Origin of the sequence: Flavobacterium tyrosinilyticum (assembly GCF_023656565.1) — a bacterium.
GTDB lineage: Bacteria > Bacteroidota > Bacteroidia > Flavobacteriales > Flavobacteriaceae > Flavobacterium > Flavobacterium tyrosinilyticum.
Genome location: NZ_JAMOKG010000001.1, coordinates 52,674 through 68,355 on the forward strand (window position 1 = coordinate 52,674; position 15,682 = coordinate 68,355).

Genomic DNA, 15,682 nt, shown 5'->3' on the forward strand with positions numbered 1-15,682 from the left:
GTTAAATAAATACTTTCTTGAAAAGAAAATTACCCGACTAAAGTAAATTAAATCCGACAAACTGCATTTTAACTCAAAAGCCATAAAAAAAGCCCCTTAAAAAAGGGGCTTTTAAAGTTTATGCTTGTCCAGTTGGACCAAAATTAAGCGGAATTGGCGCTTGTTCCGTTTCTTTGATTTCGCCATGAGCTGCTTCAAATCTATGGATATTTTCACCTATTGCTTTTAATAATCTTTTAGCATGTTGTGGTGTCAAGACAATTCTTGATTTTACCTTGGCTTTAGGAATACCTGGCATAATACTCACAAAATCTAAAACAAACTCAGATGATGAGTGATTGATAATTGCAAGATTAGAATAAATTCCTTCTGCAATAGTTTCGTCCAACTCAATATTAATTTGCTCTTGTTGTTGTTTCGGATTACTCATAGTTTCCTAATTAATAAATGTATTCTTCTTTATTTGCCATCATTTCGTTGTAATCGTCTTTAGATCCTACGATAGTGTTATCGTACTCTCTCATACCAGTTCCCGCAGGAATTCTGTGTCCAACAATTACATTTTCTTTTAATCCTTCTAAGTCATCTACTTTACCAGCTACTGCAGCTTCGTTAAGTACTTTCGTTGTCTCCTGGAATGAAGCCGCAGAAATGAATGATTTAGTTTGTAACGAAGCTCTCGTAATACCTTGAAGAACTGGCGTTGCAGTTGCAGTGATTACATCTCTTGCTACAACAAGATTTTTATCTGTACGTTTCAATAATGAATTTTCATCACGTAATTCACGAGGTGTAATGATCTGACCTGGTTTCAATACTGAAGAATCTCCAGCATCTTCAACCACTTTCATACCGTACAATTTATCGTTTTGAACGATGAAATCTTTAGTATGGATTAATTGGTCTTCTAAGAATAAAGTATCACCTGGATCCTGAACTCTTACTTTACGCATCATTTGACGAATAACTACCTCAAAGTGCTTGTCATTAATTTTTACCCCTTGTAAACGGTAAACCTCTTGAATTTCATTTACCAAGTACTGTTGTACAGCAGCTGGACCTTGAATTCTTAAGATATCATCTGGTGTAATCGCACCATCAGACAATGGAACTCCCGCTCTTACGAAGTCATTCTCTTGTACTAAGATTTGGCTAGAAAGTTTAACTAAATACTTTTTAATCTCACCAAATTTAGATTCGATAACGATCTCACGGTTACCTCTTTTGATTTTTCCAAAAGAAACAACACCATCAATTTCAGATACAACTGCTGGGTTAGAAGGGTTACGAGCCTCAAGAAGCTCAGTAATTCTTGGTAAACCTCCCGTGATATCGCCCGCTTTAGAAGAACGACGTGGGATTTTTACTAATACTTTACCTGCTTTAATTTTCTCACCGTTTTCAACCATTAAGTGTGCACCTACTGGTAAGTTGTAAGAACGAATCAATTCACCTTCTTTACCATACACTAATAAAGTTGGGATTAATTTTTTGTTTCTAGCTTCAGAAATTACTTTTTCTTGGAAACCAGTCTGCTCATCGATCTCAACCATGAACGATTGTCCTTGCTCTAAATCTTCGTAAGCAATCTTACCAGTAAACTCAGAAACAATTACACCGTTATATGGATCCCATTTACAGATTACAGTTCCTTTAGCTACAGTTTCTCCATCTCCAACAAAGATACTAGAACCGTAAGGAATGTTATGCGTGTTTAAAACAATTCCTGTTTTCTCGTCAACTAATTTTAATTCAGTTGAACGTGAAACTACGATATCAACAGAGTTACCTTCTCCGTCTTCTCCTTTAACTGTTTTTAAATCTTCAATTTCAAGTCTACCTGCGAATCTTGTAACAATACTAGACTCTTCAGAGATACCTCCAGCAACCCCTCCAACGTGGAACGTACGAAGTGTCAACTGTGTACCTGGCTCTCCAATAGACTGAGCTGCAATAACTCCGACAGCTTCACCTCTTTGTGTCATTTTACCAGTAGCTAAGTTTCTACCGTAACATTTAGCACAAATACCTTTTAAAGCTTCACAAGTTAATGGAGATCTAACCTCTACTTTTTCAATTGGAGAAGCTTCAATAGTTCTCATAATTGCTTCAGTAATTTGCTCTCCAGATTTAACCATTACTTCATTAGTAAGAGGATTAATAACGTCTTGCAATGCAACACGTCCTAAAATTCTTTCTCCTAAAGATTCAACGATTTCCTCATTTTTCTTCAATGCAGCAACTTCAACACCTCTTAAAGTTCCACAATCTTCGATGTTAACAATAACATCTTGAGAAACGTCATGAAGCCTTCTTGTTAAGTAACCAGCATCGGCCGTTTTAAGAGCCGTATCCGCAAGACCTTTACGAGCACCGTGAGTAGAAATAAAGTACTCAAGGATCGAAAGACCTTCCTTAAAGTTAGAAAGAATCGGGTTTTCAATAATCTCACCACCACCAGCAGTAGATTTTTTAGGCTTAGCCATCAAACCACGCATACCAGTTAACTGACGAATCTGTTCCTTAGAACCCCTCGCCCCAGAGTCAAGCATCATATATACAGAGTTGAAACCTTGTTGGTCTTCTCTAATATTTTTCATTGCTAACTCTGTTAACTGAGCATTTGCTGAAGTCCATACGTCAATAACTTGGTTGTAACGCTCGTTATTTGTAATAAGCCCCATGTTATAGTTAGTTGAGATACCTTCAACTTGCTCTCTAGCATCTGCAATTAACTTCGTTTTTTGTTCTGGAATTCTAATATCACCTAAAGAGAATGATAAACCTCCTCTAAATGCAAATTTATAACCCATATCTTTCATATTATCCAAGAAAGCTGCCGTTGTAGGTACATCAGTCACACTTAAAATGTGTCCGATAATATCTCTAAGGTTTTTCTTAGTCAATACGTCGTTGATATATCCAGCTGCTTCAGGTACTACTTCGTTAAATAATACACGTCCTGCAGTTGTTTGAATAATTTGATACACTAATTCTCCAGCGTCATTAAAATCTTTTGCTCTAATTTTTACACGAGCATTCAATTCTAATCTTCCTTCGTTTAATGCAATGTTTACTTCCTCAGCAGAATAGAATGTTAAATCCTGACCAATAATTTTGTGGTCTTCTGTAGAAATACGCTCTTTGGTCATATAGTATAGACCTAAGACCATGTCCTGAGAAGGTACCGTAATTGGTGCACCATTTGCAGGGTTCAAGATATTATGAGAAGCCAACATTAATAACTGAGCTTCTAAAATAGCCTCTGGCCCTAATGGTAAGTGAACCGCCATCTGGTCACCATCGAAATCGGCGTTGAATGCCGTACATACTAATGGGTGTAACTGGATCGCTTTTCCTTCAATTAATTTTGGCTGGAAAGCCTGAATACCAAGTCTGTGCAAAGTAGGAGCACGGTTAAGTAATACTGGGTGTCCTTTAATTACGTTTTCAAGGATATCCCAAACTACAGGCTCTTTCTTATCAATGATTTTCTTAGCAGATTTTACTGTTTTTACAATACCTCTTTCGATCAATTTACGGATAACGAATGGTTTGTATAATTCAGAAGCCATATCTTTTGGCAATCCACACTCATATAATTTTAACTCTGGACCAACGACAATTACCGAACGAGCAGAATAATCCACACGTTTTCCTAAAAGGTTTTGACGGAAACGTCCTTGTTTACCTTTTAACGAGTCAGATAATGATTTTAATGGTCTGTTAGATTCTGTTTTAACAGCAGAAGCTTTACGTGTGTTATCGAATAATGAATCTACAGACTCTTGCAACATACGTTTTTCGTTTCTTAAGATAACTTCTGGAGCTTTAATCTCCATTAATCTTTTCAAACGGTTGTTACGGATGATTACACGACGATATAAATCGTTCAAATCTGAAGTTGCAAAACGACCTCCATCAAGTGGTACAAGCGGACGTAATTCTGGTGGGATAACTGGAACCACTTTCATAATCATCCATTCTGGACGGTTTTCGCGGTTTTCGTTAGACTCACGGAAAGATTCAACAACTTGTAATCTTTTTAAAGCTTCAGTTTTTCTTTGTTTAGACGTTTCATTGTTAGCGCTGTGTCTTAATTCATAAGATAAAGCATCTAAGTCAATACGAGCTAATAAATCCATAATACACTCTGCTCCCATTTTGGCAACAAACTTATTTGGATCTAAATCATCTAAATATTGGTTTTCTTGCGGAAGAGTATCTAAAATATTTAGGTATTCTTCTTCAGTTAAGAAATCTAATCTTTGTAATGATTCTCCATCTGCATTTTTAGCAATACCAGCTTGGATTACTACGTATCTTTCGTAGTAAATGATCATATCTAATTTCTTAGATGGAAGACCAAGGATATAACCAATTTTGTTTGGAAGAGAACGGAAGTACCAGATGTGAGCAATTGGCACAACAAGGTTGATGTGTCCTACTCTATCACGACGTACTTTTTTCTCAGTAACTTCAACACCACAACGGTCACAGATGATACCTTTGTAACGAATTCTTTTATACTTACCACAAGCACATTCGAAATCTTTTACTGGTCCGAAGATTCTTTCGCAGAAAAGTCCGTCACGCTCTGGTTTGTGAGTTCTATAGTTAATTGTTTCTGGCTTTAAAACCTCTCCTCTTGATTCTTTCAAGATAGATTCTGGTGAAGCCAATCCAATAGAAATTTTGTTAAATCTTTTTACTGGATTCTTATCTTTATTATTGTTTCTGTTATTCATCATAGTTTTTACTATTGATTTATTTGCAATTAAAAAATTGAATTTAGATTTATAATCTACTCTTAAAAAGATAAGAGTTAATCATTCAGCTACTACCTCGGGTTACTTCTCTAAACCTCAAATTCTTATTTGAAGCGCTAGTTATAAAATGCCTGGCATTGTTATAAAAAATCGGAACGGGTTACGGGTATAAATCTTTAAAAACTTCTAACATTTAGTAAACAGTCCCAGTCCCAGTGTTCAGCGCTAAACTGAATACTGAGACTGTAACTGAAAACTTTTTATTTATTCTTCCAAACGAAGATCTAATCCTAGACCTTTCAATTCGTGCATTAATACATTGAATGATTCTGGTAAACCTGGTTCTGGCATAGTTTCACCCTTAACGATAGCTTCGTAAGTTTTAGCTCTACCAATAACGTCATCAGACTTAACAGTTAAGATTTCACGTAAAGTACTAGAAGCTCCATAAGCCTCAAGTGCCCAAACCTCCATCTCTCCAAAACGCTGACCTCCAAATTGAGCCTTACCTCCAAGTGGCTGTTGCGTAATCAATGAGTATGGTCCGATAGAACGTGCGTGCATCTTATCATCAACCATGTGTCCTAATTTAAGCATGTAAATTACACCCACAGTTGCTTTTTGTGCAAAACGCTCTCCAGTTCCACCATCATAAAGATATGTATGCCCGAAACGTGGTACGTTAGCCTCATCAGTCAAAGCGTTGATCTCGTCAAGAGAAGCACCGTCGAAAATTGGAGTAGCAAATTTTCTACCCAAGTTCATACCAGCCCATCCAAGAACAGTCTCATAAATCTGACCAATGTTCATACGTGAAGGTACCCCAAGTGGATTCAATACGATATCTACTGGTGTTCCGTCTTCTAAGAAAGGCATATCTTCGTGACGAACGATTCTAGCAACAATACCTTTGTTACCGTGACGTCCCGCCATTTTATCACCAACTTTTAACTTACGTTTTTTAGCGATATAGATTTTAGCCAATTTCAAGATTCCAGATGGTAATTCATCCCCAACCGTAATAGTAAATTTCTCTCTTCTTAAAGCTCCTTGTAAGTCGTTTAGCTTAATTTTATAATTATGAATTAAATCATTAACCATTTTATTTGTAGCATCATCAGCAACCCACTGACCTTTGCTTAAGTGAGCAAAATCTTCTACTGCGTAAAGCATTTTTTGAGTATATTTTTTACCTTTTGGTAAAACTTCTTCACCCAAATCATTCATTACACCTTGAGATGTTTTTCCGTTAACGATTAAGAATAATTTCTCAACTAATCTGTCTTTTAATTCAACAAATTTAGTTTCGAATTCCATTTCTAAAGCGCCTAAAGCATCTTTATCTTGAGTACGTTTACGTTTATCTTTTACGGCTCTTGCAAATAATTTTTTGTCAAGAACTACACCATGTAAAGATGGAGAAGCTTTTAATGAAGCATCTTTCACATCACCCGCTTTATCCCCGAAGATTGCACGAAGCAATTTCTCCTCTGGAGTAGGATCTGACTCTCCTTTTGGTGTAATTTTTCCGATCAAAATGTCGCCAGGTTTAACCTCTGCTCCAATTCTGATCATACCGTTTTCATCTAAATCTTTAGTAGCCTCTTCAGAAACGTTAGGAATATCGTTTGTTAACTCTTCATTTCCTAACTTAGTATCTCTAACCTCTAATGAATAATCATCAACGTGGATAGATGTAAAAATATCATCGCGAACTACTTTTTCAGAAATTACAATCGCATCCTCGAAGTTGTACCCTTTCCATGGCATGAACGCAACTTTTAAGTTTCTACCTAAAGCTAATTCTCCATTTTGAGTAGCGTATCCTTCAGACAATACTTGTCCAGGAACAACTCTATCACCTCTTCTTACGATAGGCTTCAAGTTGATACTTGTACCTTGATTGGTTTTTCTAAATTTAATTAAGTTGTACGTTTTCTCATCAGCATCAAAACTAACCATTCTCTCGTCTTCTGTACGATCATATTTAATAGTTATGATGTTAGCATCTACGTATTCAACAGTACCATGCCCTTCAGCATTGATTAATACTCTTGAATCTGAAGCTACCTGACGCTCTAAACCTGTACCAACAATCGGTGCTTCAGGACGGATCAAAGGAACTGCCTGACGCATCATGTTTGATCCCATCAACGCACGGTTCGCATCATCATGCTCCAAGAAAGGAATCAAAGATGCAGAAATCGAAGCGATCTGGTTAGGAGCAACGTCTGTATAATGTACTGAACTTGGTTCAACAACTGGGAAGTCACCCTCTTCACGAGCAATAACATTACTAGCTGTAATTTTACCAGAAGCATCCATTTCAATGTTTGCCTGAGCAATCATTTTACCTTCTTCTTCTTCAGCACTTAAATAGATTGGTGCGCTTTCTAAATCAACAACACCATCTGTAACTTTACGGTATGGAGTTTCGATGAATCCCATTCCGTTTACTTTTGCATAAACACCAAGAGATGAAATCAAACCAATGTTTGGTCCCTCAGGAGTTTCAATCGGACATAAACGACCATAGTGCGTATAGTGAACGTCACGAACCTCGAAACCAGCTCTCTCTCTCGAAAGTCCACCTGGCCCAAGTGCAGAAAGTCTTCTTTTGTGTGTAATCTCAGCTAATGGATTCGTTTGGTCCATAAATTGAGATAACTGGTTAGTACCAAAGAAAGAGTTGATAACTGATGATAATGTTTTAGCATTGATCAAATCAATTGGTGTAAACACCTCGTTATCTCTAACGTTCATTCTCTCACGAATAGTTCTAGCCATACGTGCTAAACCAACACCGAATTGTTGAGACAATTGTTCACCAACTGTTCTAACACGACGGTTTGATAAGTGATCAATATCATCAATCTCTGCTTTAGAGTTAATCAATTCGATCAAATATTTAACGATTGTAATGATATCCTCTTTAGTAAGCACTTGCTTATCCATAGGGATATCTAAATCTAATTTTTTGTTCATTCTGTAACGACCAACTTCACCTAAGTTATAACGTTGATCAGAGAAGAACAATTTATCTATAATACCACGAGCAGTTTCCTCATCAGGCGGTTCAGCGTTACGCAACTGACGGTAAATGTGCTCTACAGCTTCTTTTTCAGAGTTTGTTGGATCTTTTTGTAACGTATTGTGGATAATAGCATAATCTGCTTGGTTATTATCCTCTTTGTGCAACAAAATAGATTTTACGTTAGAATCGATGATCTCTTCAACATTATCTTTGTCGATAATAGTATCACGATCAAGGATGATTTCGTTACGCTCGATAGAAACTACCTCGCCAGTATCCTCATCTACGAAATCCTCGTGCCATGTATTCAAAACACGCGCAGCAAGTCTTCTTCCAATATATTTCTTAATTCCTGTTTTAGAAACTTTAATTTCTTCTGCTAAGTCGAAAATTTCAAGGATATCCTTATCTCTTTCGAAACCGATAGCACGGAATAAAGTTGTTACAGGTAATTTTTTCTTTCTATCGATATATGCGTACATTACGCTGTTAATATCAGTAGAGAATTCTATCCAAGATCCTTTAAAAGGAATTACTCTCGCAGAATAAAGTTTAGTTCCATTTGCGTGGAATGACTGTCCAAAGAAAACCCCTGGAGAACGGTGTAATTGAGATACTACAACACGCTCGGCACCATTAATAACAAAAGTACCACTAGGAGTCATGTAAGGAATTGTTCCAAGATAAACATCTTGTACAATAGTTTCAAAATCTTCGTGTTCTGGATCTGTACAATATAGTTTTAACCTAGCTTTTAAAGGCACACTATAAGTAAGACCTCTCTCTATACATTCTTGAATTGTATAACGTGGAGGATCAACAAAATAATCTAGGAATTCCAATACAAAGTTATTTCTTGTATCTGTAATTGGGAAGTTTTCCATGAAGGTATTGTATAACCCTTCGTTGCCTCTTTCGTCAGATTTCGTTTCTAATTGAAAGAAATCTTTAAAAGATTTAACCTGAACATCTAAGAAATCTGGATAATCAGGGATATTTTTTGTAGAGGCAAAATTCAATCTTTCAGTCTGATTTGTTATCATCAATGGACAAAATTTTGATTAAAAAAAAGTAATTTTTGTTTGTGTAAATACACTGTTTAATCTATACTTTCTTATTATAATCAATACATCTTTAAAAATAAAACAATAAAAACAAGTTCGATTTTCTTTCTTCGTATTGATCAAAAACTTTTTCGTATTTTAAACTATGGGATAATAAAATTTATAATATTTTATTATACGAAAAATGGTTTAGGCCTTTGAGTGTTAACTCAAGACCTAAACCTAGTTCTTAAACTGAGTTTAATTATTTAAGCTCAACAGTAGCTCCAGCCTCTTCTAAAGATTTTTTAAGACCTTCAGCCTCTTCTTTAGAAACACCTTCTTTAACGTTGCTTGGTGCACCGTCAACTACATCTTTAGCTTCTTTAAGACCTAAACCAGTTAATTCTTTAACTAATTTTACAACAGCTAATTTAGAAGCTCCTGCATCTTTTAATACAACTGTAAATTCAGTTTGTGCTTCTTCAGCAGCACCGTCTCCACCTCCAGCAGCAACTACTACAGCAGCAGCAGCAGGCTCGATTCCGTACTCATCTTTTAATATTGTTGCTAATTCGTTAACTTCTTTAACTGTTAAGTTAACTAATTGTTCTGCGAATTGTTTCAAATCTGCCATTTTTTCTATCGTTTAAAATGATTTGTGTAAAAAATATAATTTAATTATTGTGCGCTAATTAAGCAGTAAGGAAGCAAACTCCCTTACGATAATTACTCTGCTTCTTCTTCTTCGCTTCCAGCGAATTTGTTTTGTAAAGCAGAAATAATTCTTTGAGCTGGAGATTGTAATAATCCAATGATTTCTCCAATAAGCTCTTCTTTAGATTTAATTGTAGCTAATGCATCTAATTGGTTATCCCCAATATATACTTCAGAATTGATGTAAGCTCCTTTTAAAACTGGTTTATCAGATTTCTTACGGAAATCTTTGATAATTTTTCCAGGTGCGTTAGCAACATCAGAAATAAAGATAGCACTGTTACCTGATAAAACTGTAGGTAAATCACCATAATCATTATCAGAAGCTTCCATTGCTTTTGCAAGCAAAGTGTTCTTTACAACCTCTAATTTAATACCTGCTTTAAAACAAGCTCTACGCAAGTTTGAAGTTGTCTCTGCGTTTAAACCAGAAATATCAGAAATGTAAATGATATTTGTACCAGCTAACTGCGCAGTTAAATTTTCAATCGCGATTGATTTTTCTTCTCTAGTCATACTAAAAATTTTTAACTACCAATTATACTGCTTTTGGGTCTAATGCGATAGCAGGACTCATTGTGCTTGTAAGGTGAATACCTTTAATGTATGTACCTTTAGCAGCAGTTGGTTTAAGTTTTATTAATGTTTGAATAATTTCGTGTGCGTTGTCAACAATCTGCTCAGCTCCAAAAGAAACTTTACCGATTCCTGCGTGTACGATACCAGTTTTATCAACTTTAAAGTCAATTTTACCAGCTTTAACTTCTTGAACAGCTTTAGCAACATCCATAGTTACTGTACCTGTTTTAGGGTTTGGCATTAAACCTCTAGGTCCTAAAATACGACCTAATGGACCTAATTTACCCATAACAGCAGGCATAGTAATGATCACATCAACATCTGTCCAACCGTCTTTAATTTTTTGTAAGTAATCGTCAAGACCAACGTGATCTGCTCCAGCCTCTCTTGCTTCAGCTTCTTTATCTGGAGTAACCAATGCTAATACTTTAACGTCTTTTCCTGTTCCGTGAGGTAAAGTAACTACACCTCTAACCATTTGATTCGCTTTTCTTGGATCAACACCCAAACGAACTGCGATATCAACAGACTCATCAAATTTTGCAGAAGCAACAACTTTAATTAATGCCGCAGCATCTTTTAAAGAGTATAATTTGTTCTTTTCAATTTTTGAAGCAGCCTCTTTTTGCTTTTTTGTTAATTTTGCCATTTCTTTTTCTTAATTAAAAAGGAGCATCTCCTGATACAGTTATACCCATAGATCTAGCTGTTCCAGCAACCATACTCATAGCTTTCTCAATTGTGAAAGCATTTAAGTCCGGCATTTTGTCTTCAGCAATAGTTCTAATTTGTTCCCAAGTAACGCTAGCTACTTTTTTACGATTAGGCTCACCAGAACCAGATTTTAGCTTTGCAGCTTCCATTAACTGAACTGCCGCTGGAGGAGTCTTAACAACAAAATCAAATGATTTGTCTTTGTACACAGTGATTTGCACTGGACAAATTTTGCCAGGTTTATCTTGAGTTCTAGCATTAAATTGCTTACAAAACTCCATGATATTAACCCCAGCAGCTCCTAAAGCAGGTCCAACCGGTGGCGACGGGTTCGCAGCACCTCCCTTAACTTGTAGTTTAACTACCTTACTAATTTCTTTAGCCATTTTTAAAAAATTTTACACTGTAATCAATGGAAGCGATTACAATGGTTTATTATAGTGTAACAAAAAATTATACTTTTTCAACTTGCATAAAACTCAACTCTAATGGCGTCTTTCTTCCGAAAATCTTAACCATTACCTCAAGTTTACGCTTTTCTTCATTGATTTTCTCAACAGATCCATTAAATCCATTGAAAGGTCCATCAATAACCTTAACTGTTTCACCAACACTAAATGGAATAGAACGAGTATCTGTATTTACAGCTAACTCATCTACTTTACCTAACATACGGTTTACTTCAGAAAGTCTTAAAGGAACAGGTTCTCCACCTTTAGTTTCTCCTAAAAATCCAATAACACTAGTAATTGACTTAATAATATGAGGGATTTCACCAACTAAGTTAGCTTCAATCATAACATATCCAGGAAAGTAAACTTTATCCTTAGATGATTTTTTCCCATCTTTTACAGTAACCACTTTTTCAGTAGGAACTAAAACCTGAGAAACATAATCCTCCATACCTAATCTCGCAATCTCAGTCTCGATATAAGCTTTCACTTTATTCTCTTGACCGCTAACTGCTCTAACTACGTACCATTTTTTCACATTATTATCTGCCATCACAAAAAAAATTATCCTTTTAACCAGTTAAAAAATCCAGCCAAAGCTTTTGCAAAAAATTCGTCTACTCCCCAAGTTGCCAAAGCGAATAAGATCGAAAATACAGCCACAACAATTGTCAATTTCTGTACTTCAGCCCAAGCTGGCCAAGTAACATTTGACTTTAACTCTTCGAAAGCCTCTGATAAATAATTAGTAACCTTTGTCATTTGATATATTTTTTATTGCACGGGCGGAGGGATTCGAACCCCCATCAACGGTTTTGGAGACCGCTATTCTACCCTTGAACTACGCCCGTAATTAAAGCCAGTGATTAAAAAATAATCACTGGCTTTCTTATTTATTTTATAGAATTACTCTACGATTTCAGTAACCTGACCAGCTCCAACTGTTCTACCACCTTCACGGATAGCGAAACGTAAACCTACGTTCATAGCGATTGGGCTTAATAAAGCAACTTCAATAGTTAAGTTATCACCTGGCATTACCATCTCTACACCTGCTGGTAAAGAAATAACTCCTGTTACGTCAGTTGTACGTACGTAGAACTGTGGACGGTAATTATTGTGGAATGGAGTGTGACGTCCACCTTCTTCTTTTTTCAAGATATAAACCTCAGCTTTGAATTTAGCGTGTGGTTTTACTGAACCTGGCTTAATAATAACCATACCTCTTTTGATATCAGCTTTATCAATACCTCTTAACAATAAACCTACGTTATCTCCAGCTTCACCTCTGTCAAGGATTTTACGGAACATCTCAACTCCTGTAATAGTAGAAGTTAATTTTTCAGCTCCCATACCAATGATTTCAACAGGATCTCCAGTGTTAGCAACTCCAGTTTCGATACGACCTGTAGCAACAGTTCCACGACCTGTAATTGTAAATACGTCCTCAACTGGCATCAAGAATGGTTTAGCTACGTCACGTACTGGCTCTTCGATCCAAGCATCAACAGCTTCCATTAATTCGATAATTTTAGGAACCCAGTTAGGATCATTGTTCAATCCACCTAAAGCAGAACCTTGAACAACAGGACCATTATCTCCATCATATTCGTAGAAAGATAATAAATCTCTAATTTCCATTTCAACAAGTTCTAATAACTCAGCATCATCAACCATATCCACTTTGTTCATGAAAACAACGATTCTTGGAATACCAACCTGACGACCTAAAAGGATGTGCTCACGAGTTTGTGGCATTGGACCATCTGTAGCAGCAACTACTAAGATAGCTCCGTCCATTTGAGCAGCACCAGTAACCATGTTCTTTACGTAATCCGCGTGACCTGGACAGTCAACGTGAGCGTAGTGACGGTTAGCAGTTTCGTACTCTACGTGTGATGTATTAATAGTAATACCTCTTTCTTTCTCCTCTGGAGCGTTATCGATTTGATCAAACGATTTTGCTTGACAGTAACCAGCATCTGACAATACTTTTGTAATTGCAGCAGTTAATGTAGTTTTTCCGTGATCTACGTGTCCAATTGTACCTATGTTTAAGTGCGGTTTGGAACGATTAAAATTCTCCTTTGCCATTTTACTTAATTTTTAATCTTAGTTATATATTAATTTTCAATTTCCTACTTACTTGAGCCAATGTCGGGATTTGAACCCGAGACCTCTTCCTTACCAAGGAAGCACTCTACCCCTGAGCTACACCGGCAGAGAGTTCTGAGTTTAGAATTCAGAATTTAAATTTTAGAATTTATCAATCCAAAACCTACAATCTAAAACTTCAACTTCTTTTTAGTGGGGAGAGCAGGATTCGAACCTGCGAAGTTCACACAGCAGATTTACAGTCTGCCCTCGTTGGCCGCTTGAGTATCTCCCCTAATTTTAAAATTCCATCATTTTAAAGAACCAATTTCAAATCGCATTTGAAATTTATTGAGCCGATAGAGGGACTCGAACCCACGACCTGCTGATTACAAATCAGCTGCTCTAGCCAGCTGAGCTACATCGGCGAATACATTAAAAAAGTCCGCTATTTCTAACGGACTGCAAATGTAGGTATTTTATCTTTTAATCAAAACATTTTTTGAAAAAAATTTCAATTAAATGTGTGCTCTAATTTTTTCCTTCCTTTTTACAAGTAAACGTTCTAGCGATTCTGCCGAAAGCTCAACAGCCTCCTCAAATGTTTTACACTGTTTTTTTACCAAAAAATCATCACCAGGAACATTAATCTTTATTTCCACCACTTTATTCTCTTTATCACTCGTTCTTTCAACTTTTAAAAAAACATCTGATGAAACCACTCGATCGTAGTATTTCTCTAGCTTACCCATTCTTTCTTGGATAAAATCGACTAATTTTCTGTCGACAGTAAAATTAACTGCATGAACATCTACCTTCATAATAAAAATTTTAGGGTTAACATTTAGAACCACTATTTATTTCTAGGATGCGCATCTTTATACACTTTTTTAAGTTCCGCCAAACTGTTATGAGTATAAACCTGTGTAGACGCCAAACTAGAATGCCCTAGCAATTCTTTAACTGAATTCAAATCTGCCCCATTGTTCAATAAGTGAGTTGCAAAAGTATGACGAAGCACATGCGGACTTTTTTTCACCTTTTCTGAGACCCTACTAAAGTATGAATTTATTAAACGATAAACAAAAGATTCGCTCAATTTTAACCCTTTTTTTGAAACAAAAAAATAGTCATAATCCGTCAAACTTTCCAGACCATCTCTTTCCCCCACATACAAATCAATTTGATCGGCAATAATTGGCAAAATTGGAATAATGCGTTCTTTATTTCTTTTCCCCAAAACCTTAATCGTATTATTTGAGCGATCGACGTTTTTAATCATTAAATGAATCAACTCCGCCCGACGCATTCCTGTCACGTAAAACATTTCCACAATAAGTTTATCCCGAATCCCTTCAAAATCAACCGGAGCCTCTATTGTAGCAAGTAAATCTTTCAGCTCTTTTTCCGAGAAAGGAACCTGAACCACTTTCGGAGTCTTTAAAGACTTATGCTTCAGCATCGGATTAACCTCTATCTGTTTTGTCTTTAAAAGAAACTTATAAAAAGCTTTCAAAGAAGCCATCTTTCTATTAACCGAAACATTAGAAATGTTATGATCAACCAAAAAGACAATCCAACTTCTGACCTGACTATAATTTACCAAATCAATACTTTCTTGATCAAAAGATTCTTTTACAAAAGCCTCAAAAGAAACCACATCATTCAAGTAAGCCTCAACTGTATGCGAAGAATATTTTTTCTCCAGCAAAAGATAATCCGAGAAAGCTTCTTTGTTTGTTTTCATAAAATCTAAAAAAATTAGGCATAAAAAAAACCGTTAGCATCAAAATTAAAACATTTTGACCACTAACGGTAATTATTTTCTAAAAGCTTATATTAACTTTCTAAACTATCTTTCAAGCCTTGAATGTAAGCCGCTTTTTGGATTTGAGCTCTTTTGATAACAGAAGGCTTAATAAAAGCAGTACGTGCTCTTAATTGACGAACAGTTCCTGTTTTATCAAATTTTCTTTTATAGCGCTTTAATGCTCTATCGATATTTTCTCCGTCTTTAATTGGTATAATTAACATAATATAGACACCTCCTCTCGTTAAGGCTGCAAATGTATATATTAATTATGAATTATGAATTATAAATTTTGAATTATTTTTAAAAAAGAGAAAAGAGTATAGAGAAGAGATAATAGATATAATTCTTAATTCTTAATTCTTAATTCTTAATTCTTAATTCTTAATTCTTAATTCTTAATTCTTAATTCTTAATTCTTAATTCTTAATTCTTAATTCTTAATTCTTAATTCTTAATTCTTAATTCTT

The 15,682-nt window shown here is 35.7% G+C and carries 13 protein-coding genes and 4 tRNA genes; all 17 read right to left on the reverse strand.

Features of this window, described 5'->3' with window-relative positions; all coding sequences use genetic code 11:
* Positions 1 to 118 precede the first annotated feature (118 nt).
* The 17 genes from NCC77_RS00215 to rpsU all read right to left on the reverse strand — a co-directional run bounded on the left by NCC77_RS00215 (position 119) and on the right by rpsU (position 15,436).
* Positions 119 to 430, reverse strand: a complete 312-nt coding sequence (locus tag NCC77_RS00215; protein ID WP_055094614.1) for a DUF3467 domain-containing protein — start codon at positions 428 to 430, stop codon at positions 119 to 121.
* 10 nt (positions 431 to 440) lie between these two features.
* Entirely contained in the window at positions 441 to 4,751 is a 4,311-nt protein-coding gene (gene rpoC, locus NCC77_RS00220) for a DNA-directed RNA polymerase subunit beta' (RefSeq protein ID WP_250833872.1), read from the reverse strand.
* Positions 4,752 to 5,033: 282 nt separating this feature from the next.
* On the reverse strand, positions 5,034 to 8,846 hold the full coding sequence (rpoB, locus tag NCC77_RS00225) for a DNA-directed RNA polymerase subunit beta (protein ID WP_248729635.1): 3,813 nt from the start codon (positions 8,844 to 8,846) through the stop codon (positions 5,034 to 5,036).
* 265 nt (positions 8,847 to 9,111) lie between these two features.
* Positions 9,112 to 9,483, reverse strand: coding sequence for a 50S ribosomal protein L7/L12 (gene rplL, locus NCC77_RS00230; protein ID WP_008466917.1), 372 nt, complete (start codon positions 9,481 to 9,483; stop codon positions 9,112 to 9,114).
* Between the two features lie 92 nt (positions 9,484 to 9,575).
* Positions 9,576 to 10,079 (reverse strand): 50S ribosomal protein L10, encoded by a 504-nt coding sequence (gene rplJ, locus NCC77_RS00235; protein WP_250833873.1) that lies wholly within the window; start codon positions 10,077 to 10,079, stop codon positions 9,576 to 9,578.
* A 22-nt stretch (positions 10,080 to 10,101) separates the two neighbouring features.
* Entirely contained in the window at positions 10,102 to 10,791 is a 690-nt protein-coding gene (gene rplA / locus NCC77_RS00240; protein WP_025572415.1) for a 50S ribosomal protein L1, read from the reverse strand.
* Positions 10,792 to 10,804: 13 nt separating this feature from the next.
* Complete coding sequence (gene rplK, locus NCC77_RS00245; RefSeq protein WP_008466923.1) at positions 10,805 to 11,242, reverse strand: 50S ribosomal protein L11; 438 nt, start codon at positions 11,240 to 11,242, stop codon at positions 10,805 to 10,807.
* Between the two features lie 67 nt (positions 11,243 to 11,309).
* Entirely contained in the window at positions 11,310 to 11,861 is a 552-nt protein-coding gene (gene nusG / locus NCC77_RS00250; protein WP_008466925.1) for a transcription termination/antitermination protein NusG, read from the reverse strand.
* Positions 11,862 to 11,872: 11 nt separating this feature from the next.
* Complete coding sequence (gene secE, locus NCC77_RS00255) at positions 11,873 to 12,070, reverse strand: preprotein translocase subunit SecE (protein ID WP_008466927.1); 198 nt, start codon at positions 12,068 to 12,070, stop codon at positions 11,873 to 11,875.
* 18 nt (positions 12,071 to 12,088) lie between these two features.
* Positions 12,089 to 12,159: transfer RNA gene (locus tag NCC77_RS00260), tRNA-Trp, on the reverse strand.
* Between the two features lie 55 nt (positions 12,160 to 12,214).
* Positions 12,215 to 13,402, reverse strand: a complete 1,188-nt coding sequence (gene tuf / locus NCC77_RS00265) for an elongation factor Tu (RefSeq protein ID WP_026730432.1) — start codon at positions 13,400 to 13,402, stop codon at positions 12,215 to 12,217.
* A 55-nt stretch (positions 13,403 to 13,457) separates the two neighbouring features.
* Positions 13,458 to 13,529, reverse strand: a tRNA-Thr gene (locus tag NCC77_RS00270).
* A gap of 87 nt (positions 13,530 to 13,616) precedes the next feature.
* Positions 13,617 to 13,697, reverse strand: a tRNA-Tyr gene (locus tag NCC77_RS00275).
* 59 nt (positions 13,698 to 13,756) lie between these two features.
* Positions 13,757 to 13,830 (reverse strand) — tRNA-Thr (locus NCC77_RS00280).
* A gap of 90 nt (positions 13,831 to 13,920) precedes the next feature.
* On the reverse strand, positions 13,921 to 14,223 hold the full coding sequence (gene hpf / locus NCC77_RS00285; protein ID WP_008466930.1) for a ribosome hibernation-promoting factor, HPF/YfiA family: 303 nt from the start codon (positions 14,221 to 14,223) through the stop codon (positions 13,921 to 13,923).
* Between the two features lie 32 nt (positions 14,224 to 14,255).
* Entirely contained in the window at positions 14,256 to 15,149 is an 894-nt protein-coding gene (locus NCC77_RS00290; protein ID WP_250833874.1) for a tyrosine-type recombinase/integrase, read from the reverse strand.
* A gap of 92 nt (positions 15,150 to 15,241) precedes the next feature.
* Positions 15,242 to 15,436, reverse strand: a complete 195-nt coding sequence (gene rpsU, locus NCC77_RS00295; protein WP_026730435.1) for a 30S ribosomal protein S21 — start codon at positions 15,434 to 15,436, stop codon at positions 15,242 to 15,244.
* Positions 15,437 to 15,682 lie beyond the last annotated feature (246 nt).

What these genes read in the sequence shown, in the direction of transcription:
- NCC77_RS00215 (WP_055094614.1), bottom strand. Translation starts at nt 430, where the DNA reads ATGAGTAATCCGAAACAACAACAAGAGCAAATTAATATTGAGTTGGAC.
- rpoC (WP_250833872.1), bottom strand. Translation starts at nt 4,751, where the DNA reads ATGATGAATAACAGAAACAATAATAAAGATAAGAATCCAGTAAAAAGA.
- rpoB (WP_248729635.1), bottom strand. Translation starts at nt 8,846, where the DNA reads ATGATAACAAATCAGACTGAAAGATTGAATTTTGCCTCTACAAAAAAT.
- rplL (WP_008466917.1), bottom strand. Translation starts at nt 9,483, where the DNA reads ATGGCAGATTTGAAACAATTCGCAGAACAATTAGTTAACTTAACAGTT.
- rplJ (WP_250833873.1), bottom strand. Translation starts at nt 10,079, where the DNA reads ATGACTAGAGAAGAAAAATCAATCGCGATTGAAAATTTAACTGCGCAG.
- rplA (WP_025572415.1), bottom strand. Translation starts at nt 10,791, where the DNA reads ATGGCAAAATTAACAAAAAAGCAAAAAGAGGCTGCTTCAAAAATTGAA.
- rplK (WP_008466923.1), bottom strand. Translation starts at nt 11,242, where the DNA reads ATGGCTAAAGAAATTAGTAAGGTAGTTAAACTACAAGTTAAGGGAGGT.
- nusG (WP_008466925.1), bottom strand. Translation starts at nt 11,861, where the DNA reads ATGGCAGATAATAATGTGAAAAAATGGTACGTAGTTAGAGCAGTTAGC.
- secE (WP_008466927.1), bottom strand. Translation starts at nt 12,070, where the DNA reads ATGACAAAGGTTACTAATTATTTATCAGAGGCTTTCGAAGAGTTAAAG.
- tuf (WP_026730432.1), bottom strand. Translation starts at nt 13,402, where the DNA reads ATGGCAAAGGAGAATTTTAATCGTTCCAAACCGCACTTAAACATAGGT.
- hpf (WP_008466930.1), bottom strand. Translation starts at nt 14,223, where the DNA reads ATGAAGGTAGATGTTCATGCAGTTAATTTTACTGTCGACAGAAAATTA.
- NCC77_RS00290 (WP_250833874.1), bottom strand. Translation starts at nt 15,149, where the DNA reads ATGAAAACAAACAAAGAAGCTTTCTCGGATTATCTTTTGCTGGAGAAA.
- rpsU (WP_026730435.1), bottom strand. Translation starts at nt 15,436, where the DNA reads ATGTTAATTATACCAATTAAAGACGGAGAAAATATCGATAGAGCATTA.